The organism is Salinisphaera sp. SWV1, from assembly GCF_052044155.1.
In the GTDB taxonomy this organism is placed as follows: Bacteria; Pseudomonadota; Gammaproteobacteria; order Nevskiales; family Salinisphaeraceae; genus Salinisphaera.
This window is the reverse complement of record NZ_JBQDYE010000034.1, coordinates 1-16,060: the sequence shown is the minus strand read 5'-3', so window position 1 is coordinate 16,060 and position 16,060 is coordinate 1. Positions and strand designations below refer to the sequence as shown.

The following is a 16,060-nucleotide window of genomic DNA, read 5'->3' as shown; positions in this document are numbered from 1 at the left end:
AGCCGTCCGACAGATTCGGCTATTGCGATCCAGGGCCTGTACCACCATGCGCGCCATTACCCGACATGGGGTTGCCCGACCCTTGCATGTTGTTACGCATCTGCGACGCCGTATTGCTCATCGACTGACCCGCCGATTGCATGCTCTGCCGTGTGCCGTTCATGGCGTTTCCGGCTTTCTGTGTCGTTTTGGGCAGCTTCCGCTTGCTGCCGTTCTTCATGACGATATAGGTCTCGCCACCGGAAACCGCCGGCCCGACCGTGCCGCCGTGGGCCGCCTGCATACCCGCCTCGAATTGCTTGAGGGTGATGCCGCCAGCGCTCACATCGCTTTTCCTGGCCCGCGGGTCGCTCTTGATCGACGCGTTGGTATCCATCGAGTCATACCGTTTGGCCACGGTCGGATTGGCCTGTGCCTCGCTCCGGCTGAGCACACCGTTATTGTTGGTATCGAGCTTGTGAAACTCGGCCGCCAACGAGACGCGGCTCGACGTACCGGCCCGAGCGGCACCCGCACTCGCACCCGTATTGCCGGAAGCACCCATGCCGGACGCGGCAAAAGCCGAACTCGTGACCATGGCCAGACCGAAAACAATCGCGGTTTTGTTCAACATCATGGCGCCCTACTGCGTTGCAAGAAACACCCCGACGCTACGTCCGGCCCATTAATTCGGCCTGAATTCTGCGCGCCCGCGCTTGCGGGCGCATCAGGTCAGCCGGTTTCCTGCTCGCGTTCACGGTCGCGTGCGCCCGGTGCGAACATGCGCGCCGTGAACAGCCCGACCTCGTACAAGAGGTAGATGGGCACAGCGAGCAATGTCTGCGATATCACGTCCGGCGGCGTGAGCAGCATGCCGGCGGCGAACGCGGCAACCAGCACGTAAGGCCGATAGCCGCCGAGCTGCTTGGGTGTGACGAAACCGGCCCAGACGATGAGGAAGATGGCCACCGGCAGCTCGAAGGCGATGCCGAACGCCATGAACATTTTCAACACGAAGTCGAGATAGTTGGAGATGTCGGTCATCACGGTCACGCCGGCCGGGGCCACCGAGACGAAGAAACCGAACACGATGGGAAAGATGACGTAATACGCGAACGCCATACCCAGATAGAACAACAACGTGCTGGAAACCAGCAAGGGCGTGACAAGCCGGCGCTCGGCCATGTACAGCCCGGGCGCCACGAACATCCACACCTGGTACAGCGTCCACGGCAGCGAGACCGCGAACGCGACCATCAGCGAGAGTTTCATCGGCACCAGGAACGGCGCCGTGACGCCAGTGGCGATCAGGCTGCTGTGGTTCGGCATGTGCACCAACAGCGGGCCCGACAGGTAGGTGAACAACGGACGGGAAAAATAGAAACAGGGCAGAAACACCACGACGATGCCGATCGCAATGCGGATCACCCGCGTGCGCAGCTCAAAAAGATGCGCCATCAGGGGCTGTTCGTTGTCGTCGATCTCGTCGTCGCTCACGGGCGATTCTCGTTGTGTGGTTGCGTTGTGGTGGCAGAGACATCGGCCTTATCGGCCTCGTCATCGGACGCCGCCGCGCTGGATTCGTCTGATGCCACGGACGCCGCGTCCTCCGCGGCCGGCCGCGTCGGCGTGTTCTGCTCGCCGGACGCATTCTCGGTGGGCTCGGCTTCGCCCTCGATCGGCTCCATGAGCGGGCTGACGGCGCGCTCCGTGCTCGAACGAAATTCCTGCGTCTCGGCCTCGATCTGCTCGCGCGCACGCCGGACATCCCGGCGGATGTCCTCGGTGGCCACTTCGTTCTCGAGCTCGGTGGTCAACGCGTTGACGTAATGGCGCGCGCGACTCGCCCAGCGCCCGAGGGTACGGGCGACCACGGGCAGACGCTCGGGACCGAGCACGATCAATCCAATCACACCGAGAACCGCCAGCTCCCAGAAACCGATGTCGAACATGACGTGTATCCGCCCTAGTCGCGACGGTTGGCGCTATCGTTCTCGGCGCCGGTTTCGTGGCTGTGGTTTTGGCTTTGGTTGTCGCCGTGGCTCGACGCATCCTCGCGATGCGCGTGATCCACGACCTTCGGATCCTTGTCGGATTCGCGCTGCTCGTCGTCGTCCTTCATGGCCGAGCGGAAGCCCTTGAGCGCATTGCCCAGGTCCGGCCCGAGATTGCGCAGCCGCTTCGACCCGAAGACGAGCAGCACGATGACCAGAAGGATGAGCAGCTGCCAGATACTGATACCGGAAAGCATATAAACCTCTTCGTGTTAGGCGTTGTTCCCGCCCCGTGTGCCACGGGCGGCTTTTTCCTCGTGGCCCGATACGCCGAAGCGCCGGGCCAGTTCATTACGTACCGCCGTGGAATCCAGCCCTCGCGACTGGAGCAGAACCATGCAGTGAAACCACAGGTCGGCGACCTCATGCACGACATGCGAATCGTCATCACCCTGCGCGGCCTCGATGACTTCGGCGGCCTCCTCGTCGATCTTCGCGCTGATCGCGGCCACACCGCCAGCATACAGCGAGGCAGTGTAACTATGCGCGGGATCTGATATGCGACGTTTGGCCAACGCGGCATCAAGCGCGGTGAAGACGTCGGGATCGGCGGGGGCGGAATTACTCATGCAGACCATACATTCGCTGGGGATCCTTGAGCACGGGATCGTGGGTGACCCAGGTCTCGCCGTCCAGGATCTGGAAGAAACAGGACTCGCGGCCAGTGTGACAAGCCACGCCGCCGACCTGCTCGACGCGCAGAAGCAGGGCATCGTTGTCGCAGTCCAGCGCAATCTCGACGATACGCTGAAGATTGCCGGAGGTCTCGCCCTTGCGCCACAGCGCCGCGCGCGAGCGCGACCAGTAAGTGGCATAACCGGATGCCACGGTCGCGGCGAGCGCGTCACGGTTCATCCAGGCCAGCGTCAGCACGCGCCCGCTGTCGACCGACTGCGTGATTACCGGCGCCAGCCCCCGCTCATCCCAGTCGACCACCGAGAGCCAGTCGTTTGCCGCGCTCGAACCCATGCGGAACTCCATGTCGTCATGCCGTTGCGCCGTATCGTAGAGCCTGTGGCCGTTTCATACGAGGCCCGCGTCGGCGCGGCCGAATCCGGGCGTCGATGCCGGTGTCGCACGCCGCCACTGCGGCCGTGCGCGCGCGAACCCAACCCGACCCGGCGGCCGGGCCGCACGCTCGCGCTGTTGCAACCTCCGCGGGCGCGATCTAATGTTGCCGCGCATGAAGATCATCATCCTGGGGGCGGGCGAGGTCGGCGCCACACTCGCCGAGAATCTCGCCCATGAATCGAACGACGTCACCGTCGTCGATATCAACGAATCGCTGCTGCGTCCGTTACAGGACCGGCTCGACATCCGGGCCGTGCACGGCTATGCGGCGCACCCGGCGGTACTGCGCGATGCGGGCGCGAACGACGCCGACATGATCATCGCCGTTACCGCGGTCGACGAAATCAACATGATCGCCTGCCAGATCGCCTACACCCTGTTTCATACGCCGACCAAGATCGCGCGGATCCGGTCGTCGGAATACCTGGTGGAGGCACGGCTGTTCCATCAGGACGCGATCCCGATCGACATGTCGATCAGTCCGGAACAGCTGGTGACCGACTACATCAAGCGCCTGATCCAGTATCCCGGCGCGCTGCAGGTGGTGGACTTCGCCGAGGGCCGGGTCCAGGTCGTGGGCGTGAAGGCCTATTACGGCGGGCCACTCGTCGGCAACGAACTCAAGGCGCTGCGCCAGCACATACCCAACGTCGACACCCGCGTGGTGGCGATCTATCGCCGCGGCAAGCCCTTGATTCCCCAAGGCGATACCATCGTCGAGGCCGACGACGAGGTGTTCTTCGTGGCCGCCCGGCGCGACATCAAGCAGGTGATCGGCGAACTGCGCAAGATCGATCGTCCGGTCAAGCGCGTGATGCTGGCCGGTGGTGGCAACATCGGCACACGCTTGGCGCTTGCGCTGGAAAATCAGTGCCAGGTCAAGGTGATCGAACACAATCCGGAACGGGCGGGCTGGTTGTCGGAGCGTGTGAATCGCTCGATCGTGCTCAAGGGCGATGCCGCCAATGAGGCGCTCCTGCGCGAAGAGAACATCGAGTCGGTCGATGTGTTCTGCTCGGTCACCGACGACGACGAAGCCAACATCCTGTCGGCGATGCTGGCCAAGCGGCTGGGCGCGCGCAAGGCCATGTCGCTGATCAACCGGCTGGCGTATGTCGACCTGATCGAATCTTCCGGCACCCAGATCGATATCGCCATTTCGCCCAAGCAATCGACCATTTCGGCGCTGCTGGCGCACGTCCGCCGCGGCGACGTGGTGCGCGCGCATACGCTGCGCCGCGGCGCGGCCGAGGCGATTGAGGCGATTGCGCACGGCGAGCGCTCCAACTCGCGGGTGGTCGGCCGGCGCATCGACGAGATCAAGCTGCCGCCCGGCGCATCCATCGGTGCGGTCGCCCGCGGCGAAGATGTCCTCATCGCGCATCACGACACCGTGATCGAATCCGGCGACCACGTCATGATCTTCATCATCGACAAGAAATACACCGCCGAAGTCGAACAGCTGTTCCAGGTCGGCGTGTCCTACGTCTAGTCCCGGCTGATGCTCACTTCCATCATTCAGGGGCGGCTGAACTATTACTACGCGGTGGTCCAGCGCGTGCTGGGCCTGCTGCTGATGATCTTCTCGGTTTCGATGCTGGCGCCGATTGTGGTTGCGCTGATCTACGGCGACGGCGAGATCGAGGCCTTTGCCATCGGCTTTGCCATCACCCTGGCGACCGGGTTGCTCGCCTGGTTGCCGAGCCGGCATGTCCAGCGCGAACTCAAGATTCGCGACGGGTTCCTGGTGGTCGTGTTGTTCTGGATGGTGCTGAGCCTGTTCGGCGCCATCCCGTTATGGCTGGCCACCCGGCCCGACATGAACTTCACCGATGCCGCCTTCGAATCGGTCTCGGGGCTGACCACGACCGGGGCGACGGTGCTCACCGGCCTGGATACCCTGCCCCACGCCATTCTGTTCTGGCGCGTGCTGCTGCACTGGATGGGCGGCATGGGCATCATCGTGCTGGCGGTCGCCGTGCTGCCCATGCTGGGCGTCGGTGGCATGCAGCTGTATCGCGCCGAGACACCAGGCCCGATCAAGGATGCCAAACTCACGCCGCGCATCCGCGAGACCGCCAAGGCGCTGTGGTACGTCTATGTATCGCTGACCCTGTTTTGCGCCCTGCTGTTCTGGGCCGCAGGCACTACCCCGTTCGATGCCATCAGCGATGCGTTTTCTTCGATCGCAACCGGCGGCTTCTCCAACCACGATTTATCGCTCGGTTACCACGACAACCCCATCATCGAACTGGCCGCCTGTGTTTCGATGCTCATTGGTGCGATCAGCTTCGGCATGCATTTCTCGATCTGGCGCAGCGCCAATCCGCTGGGCTACTGGCGCGACCCGGAAACCCGCACGTTCCTGATCATGGTCGTTGCCGCGACCACGGTGACCACGATCGTGCTGCTGGTCTCGGGCACCTATATCGACGCCCCCGATGCCGTGATCAAGGCGCTGTTTCAGGTGCTGTCGATCGGCACCACCACCGGCTTCACCACCACCGACTACACCATCTGGCCCAGTTTTATTCCCATGTTCCTGCTGCTGGGCGGTTTCATTGGGGGCTGTGCCGGTTCCACCACGGGCGGAATGAAAACGGTTCGCTTCATCCTGCTGGCCAAGCAGGGCACCCGCGAGATCAGCCGCCTGGTTCATCCCAACGCCGAGATTCCCATCAAGATGGGCGGCAAGGTCATTCCCGACCGTGTCGTGCACGCCGTCTGGGGCTTCTTCTCGGTCTACGTGACCGTATTCGTGCTGATGTTTCTCATTCTGCTCGCCACCGGGCTCAACGAGCTGACGTCGTTCTCCGCGGTGGCCGCCACCATCAACAACGTGGGCCCCGGCCTGGGCTCGGTGGCCTCCAACATGGCCGGCATTCCCACGCTCGCCAAGTGGGTGCTGTGCCTGTCCATGCTGCTGGGCCGCCTGGAGGTCTTCACGCTGCTGGTGATCCTCACCCCGGCTTTCTGGCGCCGCTGATCCGGGCGCGCCTGACAGGCCCGCCCGGCCTTTCGGTACAATCGGCGCCATGACGATGCAGGATCGACTCCAAGCCATGATCGACGCCGGACAGGACGCGCCCCTGGCGCGGTTCACGCTGGGCGAATTGTTGTACAAGAACGGCGAGCTCGAGACCGCCTGCACGCACCTGGCCGAGGCCGTGCGTCAGGATCCCGAGTATTCGGCCGCCTGGCGGCTGTACGGCCGGGTTCTGCTGGACGCCGGCCGGGTTCATGCCGCGATCGATGCGCTGGAGCGCGGCGTCGAAGTCGCCGAGCGACGCGGCGACAACCAGGCGGCCAGGGAAATGCAGGTCTTTCTCAAGCGCGCGCGACGCGCGCGGAACTAGGCGCCGGCGCATGTCTGTTTACACCCGCGTCGAGGCCGACGATCTGCGCGCGCTGCTCGCCGACTATGCCGTCGGCGAGCTCGAGGACTTCAGCGGCATTTCTGCCGGCATCACCAACACCAACTACTTCGTCGACACCAGCCTCGGGCGCTGGGTATTGACGCTGTTCGAGCAGGTCGACGAATCCGAGCTGCCGTTCTTCATGCAGCTCATGGATCATCTGGCCGGCCACGGCGTGCCCTGCGCGCATCCGGTCGCCCGCAACGACGGCGGCTTCCTGAGCCGGGTGCGCGGTCGGCCGGCCGCCCTGGTCTACCGTTTGCAAGGCGCCAGCGTGGAATCGCCCGGCGCCGGACATTGCCGTTCGCTGGGCGGCGTGGTCGCCGAAATGCATCGCGCGGTGGCCAGCTTTACCCCGGTGCAGGGCAACGCACGCAACCTCGAGTGGATCGCCGCTGCCGCCGAGCGGCTCAACGGCGTCATGGCGGCCGAGGAGCATGCGCTACTGGCCGACGAGATCGCCTTCCAGCAGCGCGCCGCCCGCACGCTCTACGTCGACCTGCCGGCGGCGGTCGTGCATGCCGACCTGTTCCGCGACAACGTCCTGTTCGACCAGTCCCGCGTGTCGGGGCTGATCGATTTCTACTATGCCTGCCACGACTACCTGCTGTTCGATCTCGCCATCATCTGCAACGACTGGGCCTTCGACGACGACGAACGCTACGACCCGGCGCAATGGCAGGCATTCATGCGTGCGTATGGCCGCCGGCGCACGCCGGACGAGGCCGAACACGCCGCCTGGCCGGCCATGCTGCGTGCCGCCGCCCTGCGTTTCTGGGCCTCGCGCCTGATCGACGCGTATTTTCCGATGAGCGGCGAAGTCGTGCACATCAAGGACCCGGCGCCATTCAAGCGTCTACTGCTCGCCCACCGCGCCGCGGCACCCGCCCTGATACCGCAATGATCGCGCTGATCCAGCGTGTCACCCGGGCTTCGGTGACAGTGGCCGGCGAGCGCATCGCGGCCATCGACGCCGGCGTGCTGGCGCTGGTGGCGGCCGAGCCGGACGACACCGAGGCACGCGCGCAACGCCTCGCCGAACGGGTGCTGGCCTACCGTATCTTCGTCGACGACCAGGGGCGCATGAATCGCGGCGCGATCAGCGCGAACAAGGCGGTGTTGGCCGTGCCGCAATTCACCCTGGCCGCGGATACCCGCCGTGGCAATCGGCCCGGTTTTTCCACCGCCTGCCCGCCCGAGCGCGCCGAACCGCTGTTCGATCACTTCACCTCGGTGCTGGTCGCGCGCCACGCGCCGATCGCCACCGGCCGATTCGGTGCCGACATGCAGGTCGAGCTGGTCAACGACGGCCCCGTGACCTTCTGGCTGACGGCCTGATCGGCGTGATCGATTATTGTGGCGAACGCCTCTCGCATCGGCGTTATCAACCGCGTATGATCGATCGTCCAGAGGGGCATTCCGAGTATATCGCGAGACCATGACAGCGCGTCGCGCCACGATCGAACGCTGCACCGCCGAAACCGATATCCAGCTCAGCGTGGATCTGGACGGCACCGGCGAATTCCGGGCCGAAATCGGTGTCGGCTTCTTCGAGCACATGCTGCATCAGCTGGCCCGGCACGGGCTGGTCGATCTGGATGTGCGCGCGGCCGGCGATCTCCACATCGACGATCATCACACGGTCGAGGATGTCGGCATCTGTCTGGGTAACGCGCTCAAGCAGGCGGTCGGCGACAAGAAAGGCATCATGCGCTACGGCCATGCCTATGTGCCGCTCGACGAAGCGCTGTCGCGCGTAGTGCTGGATTTTTCCGGGCGCCCGGGCCTGCATTTTCGGGTCCCGTTCACCGCCGAAAAAATCGGCACCTTCGATACCGAACTGGTGCGTGAATTCTTCAACGGGGTGGCCAGCGGTGCGGCCTTGACGCTGCACATGGATACACTCGCCGGCGACAACGCGCACCATATTGCGGAGACGCTGTTCAAGGCCTTCGGCCGGGCGCTGCGCGCCGCCGTGGCCCGCGACCAACGCGCCCTCGACGCCCTGCCCTCTACCAAGGGCAGTTTGTAGAAACCCAACTCGTCGCTTTATGGCAACCGTCGGCATCATCGACTACGGCATGGGCAATCTGCACTCGATTGCCAAGGCTCTGCGCTACGTCGCTTCGGACGAGCAGATCGAGGTCAGCTTCGATCCGGACGCGCTCGCCCGCATGGATCGGCTGGTCCTGCCCGGCGTGGGCGCGATCGGCCATTGCATGGACGAACTCCAGCGTCTGGAGCTCGACGACATGCTGCGCGGCGTCCTCGGCAAGACCCCGCTCATGGGCGTGTGTCTGGGCATCGAGGCGCTGATGGCGCATTCCGAGGAATCCGGCGGCGTGGACTGCCTGGGCGCCTTTCCGGGCGACACGGTGAAATTTGCCGAGGCCGAGGTCCTGGCCGACGGCTCGCGGCGCAAGATCCCGCACATGGGCTGGAACCAGGTGCATCAGGAGCGCCCGCACCCGCTGTGGAAGGACATCGCGGCGGACTCCTGGTTCTATTTCGTGCACAGTTACTATGTCGTGCCGGACAATCCCAGGCATATCGCCGGCACGACCGACTACGGGGTGCGATTCACCTCGGTGGTGCTGCGCGAGAACGTGTTCGCGGTCCAGTTCCATCCCGAGAAGAGCCAGTCCGCCGGGCTGCAGCTGCTCGCCAATTTTCTGGAGTGGAACGGCGCGGCCTGACGGCCTCGCCGCTTCATCGGGCGTCCGGCCCGGTTCATCTGCCGTCAGCAAAGCGAGGAGAAACGGCGTGCTACTCATTCCTGCCATCGACATCAAGGACGGCCAGTGCGTACGCCTGCGTCAGGGCGACATGCACGACGTCACGGTCTTCGACGACGATCCCGTGGCCGTGGCCCAGCGCTGGATCGACGAAGGCGCCGACCGCATTCACGTGGTCGACCTGGACGGCGCCAAGGCCGGCTACCCCGTCAACGACCGGATCATCGGCGACATCGTCGATGCCGCGGGCCGGATTCCAGTCCAGGTCGGCGGCGGCATTCGCGACGAGGCCGCGATCGAGACCTATCTCGAACGCGGCGTCGAATTCGTGATTCTGGGCACTCGGGCCGTCTCCGAGCCGCATTTCGTGGCCGATGTCGGCGTCGAGTTTCCCGGCCATATCATCGTCGGCCTGGACGCCCGTGACGGCATGGTCGCCACCGACGGCTGGTCCAAGCTATCCAACCACACCGTGGCCGACCTCGCCCAGCAGTTCGAGGAAGACGGCGTAGTCGCCATCATCCACACCGACATCAGCCGCGACGGCATGATGCAGGGCCTGAATATCGAAGCCACGCGCGCATTGGCCGCCGAACTCACCATTCCCGTCATCGCTTCCGGCGGCGTGACCGACATGGCCGATATCGATGCGCTGCTCGCCGTTGCATCCGACGGTGTCGCCGGCGCGGTGATCGGCCGTGCCATCTACGAAGGCACGCTCGACCTCGCCGCCGCGCGCAAGCGCGTCAACGAGTACAAGGGAGGCTGAGCTTGTCTCTCGCCAAACGCATCATCCCGTGCCTGGACATCGACAAGGGCCGCGTCGTCAAGGGCGTGAAGTTCCTGGATATCGCCGATGCCGGGGACCCGGTCGAGATCGCCCGTCGCTACGACCAGCAGGGCGCCGACGAACTGGTGTTTCTCGACATCACCGCGTCCACTGAAGACCGCGGAACGCTCATGGACGTGGTCGAGCAGGTCGCCGGCGAGGTGTTCATCCCGCTGACTGTCGGCGGCGGCGTACGCACCCTGTCGGACGTCCGCCGCCTGTTGTCGGCGGGTGCCGACAAGGTCTCGATCAACACCGCCGCCATCGGCAATCCCGAATTCGTGGCCGAGGCCGCCTACCGCTATGGCAGCCAGTGCATCGTGGTCGCGCTCGACGTGAAGAACGCGGCGAAAAAGGACGAAGAGCCGCGTTACGAGATCTTCACCCATGGCGGGCGCAAATCGACCGGCATCGAGGCCATCGGCTGGGCCCAGAAACTGGTGTCGCTCGGCGCGGGCGAAGTGCTGCTGACCAGCATGGATCGCGACGGTACCAAGTCCGGCTTCGATATCCGGCTTACACGGGCGGTGTCCGATGCGGTGCCCGTACCGGTCATCGCTTCCGGTGGCGTCGGCAGCCTCGAGGATCTGTACCACGGCCTGGCCGAAGGCCATGCCGATGCGGTGCTGGCGGCCTCGATCTTCCATTTCGGTACCTACACCATCCAGCAGGCCAAGAATTATCTGGCCGAACACGGCGTTCTGGTACGCGACGCGGCTTTTCGCTGAACCCCGCCATGCTCGATCTGCTGAACATGAAAAAGCCCGGGCCGAACCCGGGCTTTTCAATCGACGAACCGGCGCAGCGGCTATGCGGTCTGTTCCGCGTGCCTGCCTTCGGCAAACGCCTCGATCGCCCTGGCACAGAAGGCATCCAGATCGTCCGGCGTGCGGCTGGTGACCAGGCCCTCATCGCAGACAACCGCCTGATCGACCCAGTTCGCGCTGGCGTTGTTCAAATCGGTCTTGATCGAGGGGAATGACGTCAGCGTGCGTCCGTCGACCACGCCCGCCTCGATCAGGGTGATCGGTGCGTGGCAGATCGCGGCGACCGGCTTGTGCTGCTTGAAGACGTCACGCACGAAGGAAACGGCCGTGTCGTTGACCCGCAGACCGTCCGGATTGAGTGTGCCGCCGGGCAATACCAGGGCCTGTTGACGCTATCCGCGTGGGTCGCGTTGCCCGCCCAAAATCGCGATCCCGCAAGGCGCGTAGCGTCGGCGTTGGTGGTTCCAAAGCCAAGCTGCGCAACGCCGCGGGGCGTGATTTTGGGCGCAACCCGAAGGGCCGGGGCTATTTTCCCGCAATACGGCGTTGCCGCTCGCTTGTGTAGCGCGGCTACACGGCGCTCCCGGCGCCTTGTCCTGCGCGAAAATAGCCTCCGGCGCGCCCCGCGTGGATAGCGTTAACAGGCCCTAGCCCGTAATGGTCGGACGCCGGGACTTCATCGACGGTCTCGTCCACCGTGAACCTGTCGGCCCTGTCGATGTCGCCGCTCATGCCCTGTACTTCGCCGGATTGCAGCGAAACGAGCTGCACTTGCGCACCGGCTTCGGTGATGTCCTGTCGCGGGCGGGTCAGTTCGATTTGCTCGAAACCGTCGGCAACCAGAAACGCGATCTTCTTGCCTTCGAGTTGACCTGCCATGGTGTGACTCCTTTTGGCATGCGATGCTGGGTTGCCAACGCACTGGCGCCCACCCGAACCAATTCCAATCCGTAGCGTTACCCGGGCTATCCAGGCAGCACCCGGAGGCACGGGCCTCGCGCCACGACGGCGCGGCCAGGACAACGGCGGCGGCGCGTCGCAACATCAAGCCGTATGGCTCGACTCCACTACACGACCGGCTACTACACGGGCGCTCGCTCAAGCAGCGCGTAGTAGAAGCCGTCGAAATCGTGATCGCCGGGCGCGATGCGGCGGCCGATCGTCTCGGGTCGGCCCCAGCCGGCCTCGATCGGTTTTTCGCAGGCCTCCGGCGTGGCGGACAGAAAATCGGCTACGACGCCGACGCCCTCGGCGCGCAGAATCGAGCAGGTGGCATAGACCAGCCGGCCGCCGGGCGCGAGCAGCGGCCAGAGCGCGGCGAGCAGCGCGCGCTGGCGTGTCGCGGCGGCGGCGATATCCGACGCCCGCCGCAGCCATTTGATATCGGGATGCCGTCGGATCACGCCGGTACCGCTGCAGGGCGCATCCAGCAGGATGCGATCGAATGGCTGACCGTCCCACCAGGCCGCCGGTTCCGCGGCATCGCCCACGCGGACCGCCGCCGCCAGGCCCAGCCGGGCCAGCGTCGCTTCGAGCGTCCGCGCGCGCTCGGCGTCGATATCCAGTGCGGTCAGCGCGACATCGGCCCGCTCCAGCAAGTGAGCGCTCTTGTTGCCAGGCGCCGCACAGGCGTCGAGCACGCGCTGGCCCGGTTCCGGCGCCACCAGATCGGCGGCCAGCTGCGCCGCGCCGTCCTGAATCGACACCTCGCCCGCGGCAAACCCCGGCAGACGCTCGGCCGCGACCGGCTCGTCCAGCGTCAGGCCCTCGGCGCAATCCGCGATCGAGGTGGCCGCGATACCGGCCTCGGCCCAGCGCGCGCGCAGGCCGTCCCGCGTGGCGCGACGCGCGTTGACGCGTACATGCATTGGCGCGCGCGCATTGCCGGCGGCCAGGACCGCCGGGGCCTCGGTGCCCCAGTCGTCGGCGATCATGCCGGCCAGCCAGTCGGGATAGCTTTCACGCACCGCAACGCTGGCATCGTCCAGCGACGCCGGTTCGCGCTGGTGCCCGCGCAGCACCGCGTTGACCAGCCCTCGCGCCTTGGCCAGCTTGAGTTTTTGCGTCGCGGCTACGGTGGCATGCACCGCCGCATGCGGCGGCACCCGCGTGGCCTCGAGCTGGTAGAGCCCGACTCGCAGCAGCGCATCGAGCAGCGGCTGGGGTTTCTTTCTCAACCGGGGCGCCAACAGCGCGCCCAGCCGACGATGATCGCGCAGCGTGCCGTAAGCCAGCAGCCGCGCCAGCGAGCGATCGGCCCCGGCCAGCGTGGGTGGCCAGGCGGCAATGGCGGCATCCAGGCTGCGGCCCCGGTCGATCACCGCCGCGACCGCACGCGCGGCGTGAACGCGCGCTGCCGTGCCCGCGGAATCAACCAAAACGGACGCCAATCCAGGCGCGGCCGTTGGCGGCATCCGCCGCGCTCATACGGCGCTTGCCGGGCAGCTGCAGCTCGGTGACGCGCAACACGCCGTCGGCCGTGGCGATATCGATGCCGTCGCGCCCGGCGGCGATCACCGCGCCCGGCGCGGCCGGCGCCGTCTCATCCCGGCTGACCGCCTGCCAGAATCGCACCCGATCGCCATCGAGCTCGGCATGCGCCACCGGCCAGGGCGAGAATGCGCGCACGAGCCGGGCGATGCGCACCGCCGGCTGCGACCAGTCGACCGCGGCCTCGGCCTTGTCGAGCATGGCGGCGTAGGTCGCGCGCCCGTCGTCCTGGGCGGCGGGCGTCAGGCCATCGGGCAGCGCATCGAGCACCTCGACCAGGGCCGCGCCGCCCTGGTCGGCCAGCACGTCGTGCAAATCGCCGGCCGTGGTGGTCTCATCGATCGGCGTGCGGCGCACGGCCAGCATGTCGCCCGTATCCAGCCCCACGTCCATCTGCATGATGGTCACGCCGGTTTCGGCATCGCCGGCCTCGATGGCGCGTGCAATGGGGGCCGCGCCCCGCCAACGCGGCAGCAACGAGGCATGCACGTTCAGGCAACCCCAGGTCGGCAGGTCGAGCACGGCCTTCGGCAGGATCAGGCCGTAGGCCACGACCACCATCACGTCCGGCGCGAGTTCGGCGAGTCGATCGAGCGCCTCGGTGTTGTTCTTCAGTTTTTCCGGCTGCAATACCGGCAGCCCGAGCTCGAGCGCGCGCGCCTTGACCGGCGACGGCTTGAGCCGGCGCCCGCGACCGGCCGGGCGATCCGGCTGGGTGAACACGCCCACCAGTTGGTGGCCGCTGGCCGCGATCGCCTCCAGCGTGGGCAGCGCGAATTCGGGGGTCCCGGCGAAGACGATGCGCATGGGTCAGTCCGCCTTGGCGCTTTCGCGCTTGGCCGCCTTGGTCAGCTTGCGCCGGATGCGCTCGCGCTTGAGCCGGGAGAGCTTGTCGATGTACAGCCCGCCGTCGAGATGGGCAAGCTCGTGCTGCACGCACTGCGCCAACAGGCCTTCGGCGTCCATTTCGTATTCACGTCCGTCGCGATCCTGGGCGGCAAAGCGCAGCCGCGTGGCGCGGGTGACGCGATCAAAGTGTTCCGGCACCGACAGACAACCTTCGTCGACCACGTCCTCCCCCTCGGACCAGAGAATGCGCGGATTGCACATCACGATGCGCTCGCTCTTGTCCTCGGAACAATCCATGACCGCCACACGCCGCGTATCGCCGACCTGGGTCGCGGCCAGCCCCACGCCCGGCGCGTCGTACATGGTCTCGAACATGTCGTCGATGAAACGTGACAGCGTGTCGTCGAAAACCGTGATCGGGTCGGTCACCGCGCGCAGGCGCGGATCGGGGAAATGCAAAATCTCGAGAATGGCCATATTCTGTCGGCAGTTGACTGACGTCGATTGTTCAGACGGCGGCGGTATGGCCGCGGTCGGCGGTCGAAACGCGGGAGTATAACGGTTTGAGGCAGATGCGGATTGGGGGATGGCGGCTGCTCGGGCTCGGCCTGGCGCTGCTCGCGTCGGGCTGCGCGCACGGGCCCGGCCAACAGGCGGGCGGCGCGCAGGCGAACGGAGCCACGGCCGGCGCGACGCGCGATGCCGGCCGGACCACGCCCCTGCCTGCCAGGCCCGCCCCCGTGCCGAAGAACCTGACCACGGCGAATCTGGCCGGACACATGCGCGACAACGCGCCGCTGCGTTATGTGGTCAAGCGCGGCGATACACTCTGGGATATCGCCAGCAAGTATCTCGATGATCCCTGGTACTGGCCACAGCTATGGGATGCCAATCCCGACATCGCCAATCCGCATCGGATCTACCCCGGCGAAGTCCTGGTGCTCACACGTGGCATGAACGGCCAGCCGCGGCTGGCGCGCGGCAAAACGGTGCATCTGGAACCGCAGGTGCGCGAGGAACCGTTGCCGCAGGCGATTGCGGTCATCCCCTATGCCGCGATCCGCGATTTTCTGCAAAGCCCGCGCCTGGTCGACGGGAAAACGCTCGAGAACGCGCCCTACGTGGTGTCCTTCGACGATCAGCATGTGGTCGCCGGCAACGGCGCCACGGTGTATGTTCGCGGTGCCGATCGCAACGGGCCCGACCACTATGAACTGGTCCATCCGGCCGGCCCCTACCGCGACGCGGAAACCCACAAGGTTCTGGGCCGCAAGGTCGTGCCGGTCGGCCGACTGACCATCCAGTCCTTCGGCCCGAAGATCGCGACGGCCCGGATCGACAAGACCTACCGCGAAGCCCGGCGCGGCGATCGCCTGCTGCCGTTGACCCATGAAAACCTGCTGCACGATTTCTATCCCCATGCGCCCGGCAAGGCACTGAGCGCCCATATCATTTCGGTCTACGGCGGCGTCGACGAGATCGGCCAGTACGATGTCGTCACGCTCGATCGCGGCCACAACATCGGGCTGCGACGCGGCGATGTCCTCGACATCTACAAATCCGGGCGCACCGTGTCCGACCCGGTCGCCGGCGGCCAGGTCACGCTCCCCGAGGTGAAAGCCGGCTATCTGATGGTGTTCAAGGTCGACGACAAGGTGAGCTTCGCGCTGGTCATGCATGCCACGCGCGCCATCCACGTCGACGACGTCGTGCATTCGCCCGCCGCCACGTGAGCGATCGCTCGGCCTGGCTGCGCCTGGCGACCACGCCGGGGATCGGCGCGACTCTTGCCGGACGCCTTGTCGCGCGTTTCGGCAGCGCGCAAGCGGCGCTCGCGGGCAGCGGCGCCGGCTGGCGCGACGCCAGATCG

At 65.9% G+C, this 16,060-nt stretch carries 20 protein-coding genes and 2 pseudogenes; 11 read left to right on the top strand and 11 right to left on the bottom strand.

The genetic code is table 11. From position 1 onward, the window contains the following. Nucleotides 1-19 precede the first annotated feature (19 nt). The 6 genes from ACS8YF_RS15165 to hisI form a co-directional block, all read right to left on the bottom strand. Nucleotides 20-616, bottom strand: a complete 597-nt coding sequence (locus tag ACS8YF_RS15165; protein WP_440850987.1) for a hypothetical protein — start codon at nucleotides 614-616, stop codon at nucleotides 20-22. Between the two features lie 95 nt (nucleotides 617-711). After that, the gene (gene tatC, locus ACS8YF_RS15160) at nucleotides 712-1,461 is read right to left on the bottom strand and encodes a twin-arginine translocase subunit TatC (protein WP_440851019.1); all 750 of its coding nucleotides are present in this window, start codon (nucleotides 1,459-1,461) and stop codon (nucleotides 712-714) included. A gap of 11 nt (nucleotides 1,462-1,472) precedes the next feature. Continuing rightward, nucleotides 1,473-1,931, bottom strand: coding sequence for a Sec-independent protein translocase protein TatB (gene tatB / locus ACS8YF_RS15155; RefSeq protein ID WP_440850986.1), 459 nt, complete (start codon nucleotides 1,929-1,931; stop codon nucleotides 1,473-1,475). A 14-nt stretch (nucleotides 1,932-1,945) separates the two neighbouring features. Beyond that, complete coding sequence (gene tatA, locus ACS8YF_RS15150) at nucleotides 1,946-2,230, bottom strand: twin-arginine translocase TatA/TatE family subunit (protein WP_440850985.1); 285 nt, start codon at nucleotides 2,228-2,230, stop codon at nucleotides 1,946-1,948. A gap of 15 nt (nucleotides 2,231-2,245) precedes the next feature. Next, nucleotides 2,246-2,602 (bottom strand): phosphoribosyl-ATP diphosphatase, encoded by a 357-nt coding sequence (locus tag ACS8YF_RS15145; RefSeq protein WP_440850984.1) that lies wholly within the window; start codon nucleotides 2,600-2,602, stop codon nucleotides 2,246-2,248. Then, nucleotides 2,595-3,002, bottom strand: coding sequence for a phosphoribosyl-AMP cyclohydrolase (hisI, locus tag ACS8YF_RS15140; protein ID WP_440850983.1), 408 nt, complete (start codon nucleotides 3,000-3,002; stop codon nucleotides 2,595-2,597). The genes ACS8YF_RS15145 and hisI overlap by 8 nt, the downstream gene beginning before the upstream one ends. 214 nt (nucleotides 3,003-3,216) lie before the next feature. Here hisI and trkA point away from each other — a divergent pair, with 214 nt between their 5' ends. The 9 genes from trkA (at nucleotide 3,217) to hisF (ending at nucleotide 10,812) form a co-directional block, all read left to right on the top strand. Further along, complete coding sequence (trkA, locus tag ACS8YF_RS15135; RefSeq protein ID WP_440850982.1) at nucleotides 3,217-4,596, top strand: Trk system potassium transporter TrkA; 1,380 nt, start codon at nucleotides 3,217-3,219, stop codon at nucleotides 4,594-4,596. A 9-nt stretch (nucleotides 4,597-4,605) separates the two neighbouring features. Then, entirely contained in the window at nucleotides 4,606-6,090 is a 1,485-nt protein-coding gene (locus tag ACS8YF_RS15130; protein ID WP_440850981.1) for a TrkH family potassium uptake protein, read from the top strand. Between the two features lie 49 nt (nucleotides 6,091-6,139). Further along, nucleotides 6,140-6,460 (top strand): tetratricopeptide repeat protein, encoded by a 321-nt coding sequence (locus tag ACS8YF_RS15125; protein WP_440850980.1) that lies wholly within the window; start codon nucleotides 6,140-6,142, stop codon nucleotides 6,458-6,460. 10 nt (nucleotides 6,461-6,470) lie between these two features. Further along, nucleotides 6,471-7,424: a homoserine kinase gene (locus ACS8YF_RS15120; RefSeq protein WP_440850979.1), complete on the top strand. Its 954-nt coding sequence runs from the start codon at nucleotides 6,471-6,473 to the stop codon at nucleotides 7,422-7,424. Continuing rightward, nucleotides 7,421-7,858, top strand: a complete 438-nt coding sequence (gene dtd, locus ACS8YF_RS15115) for a D-aminoacyl-tRNA deacylase (protein ID WP_440850978.1) — start codon at nucleotides 7,421-7,423, stop codon at nucleotides 7,856-7,858. Before ACS8YF_RS15120 ends, dtd begins: the two co-directional genes overlap by 4 nt. 100 nt (nucleotides 7,859-7,958) lie before the next feature. Beyond that, entirely contained in the window at nucleotides 7,959-8,552 is a 594-nt protein-coding gene (gene hisB / locus ACS8YF_RS15110; protein WP_440850977.1) for an imidazoleglycerol-phosphate dehydratase HisB, read from the top strand. Nucleotides 8,553-8,571: 19 nt separating this feature from the next. Then, the gene (gene hisH, locus ACS8YF_RS15105; protein WP_440850976.1) at nucleotides 8,572-9,216 is read left to right on the top strand and encodes an imidazole glycerol phosphate synthase subunit HisH; all 645 of its coding nucleotides are present in this window, start codon (nucleotides 8,572-8,574) and stop codon (nucleotides 9,214-9,216) included. Nucleotides 9,217-9,283: 67 nt separating this feature from the next. Further along, nucleotides 9,284-10,024 (top strand): 1-(5-phosphoribosyl)-5-[(5-phosphoribosylamino)methylideneamino]imidazole-4-carboxamide isomerase, encoded by a 741-nt coding sequence (gene hisA / locus ACS8YF_RS15100; protein WP_440850975.1) that lies wholly within the window; start codon nucleotides 9,284-9,286, stop codon nucleotides 10,022-10,024. Between the two features lie 2 nt (nucleotides 10,025-10,026). Then, nucleotides 10,027-10,812 carry an imidazole glycerol phosphate synthase subunit HisF gene (gene hisF, locus ACS8YF_RS15095; RefSeq protein ID WP_440850974.1) on the top strand — a complete coding sequence of 262 codons (786 nt, stop codon included), beginning with the start codon at nucleotides 10,027-10,029 and terminating at the stop codon, nucleotides 10,810-10,812. 80 nt (nucleotides 10,813-10,892) lie between these two features. Here hisF and ACS8YF_RS15090 read toward each other — a convergent pair. From ACS8YF_RS15090 to def, 5 genes and pseudogenes are all read right to left on the bottom strand, one after another. Next, nucleotides 10,893-11,231 (bottom strand): annotated as a pseudogene (locus tag ACS8YF_RS15090) (DJ-1/PfpI family protein); the annotation flags it as partial. 190 nt (nucleotides 11,232-11,421) lie between these two features. After that, the gene (locus ACS8YF_RS15085) at nucleotides 11,422-11,730 is read right to left on the bottom strand and encodes a DJ-1/PfpI family protein (protein ID WP_440850973.1); all 309 of its coding nucleotides are present in this window, start codon (nucleotides 11,728-11,730) and stop codon (nucleotides 11,422-11,424) included. Nucleotides 11,731-11,933: 203 nt separating this feature from the next. Further along, nucleotides 11,934-13,229, bottom strand: a complete 1,296-nt coding sequence (gene rsmB, locus ACS8YF_RS15080; RefSeq protein ID WP_440850972.1) for a 16S rRNA (cytosine(967)-C(5))-methyltransferase RsmB — start codon at nucleotides 13,227-13,229, stop codon at nucleotides 11,934-11,936. After that, nucleotides 13,222-14,148: a methionyl-tRNA formyltransferase gene (gene fmt / locus ACS8YF_RS15075; RefSeq protein WP_440850971.1), complete on the bottom strand. Its 927-nt coding sequence runs from the start codon at nucleotides 14,146-14,148 to the stop codon at nucleotides 13,222-13,224. The genes rsmB and fmt overlap by 8 nt, the downstream gene beginning before the upstream one ends. Before the next feature lie 3 nt (nucleotides 14,149-14,151). Further along, nucleotides 14,152-14,667, bottom strand: a complete 516-nt coding sequence (gene def, locus ACS8YF_RS15070) for a peptide deformylase (protein WP_440850970.1) — start codon at nucleotides 14,665-14,667, stop codon at nucleotides 14,152-14,154. Between the two features lie 95 nt (nucleotides 14,668-14,762). Here def and ACS8YF_RS15065 point away from each other — a divergent pair, with 95 nt between their 5' ends. Further along, nucleotides 14,763-15,923, top strand: coding sequence for a LysM peptidoglycan-binding domain-containing protein (locus ACS8YF_RS15065; RefSeq protein ID WP_440850969.1), 1,161 nt, complete (start codon nucleotides 14,763-14,765; stop codon nucleotides 15,921-15,923). Then, nucleotides 15,920-16,060, top strand: a pseudogene (locus ACS8YF_RS15060) (DNA-processing protein DprA); the annotation flags it as partial. The gene ACS8YF_RS15065 and the pseudogene ACS8YF_RS15060, both read left to right, overlap by 4 nt.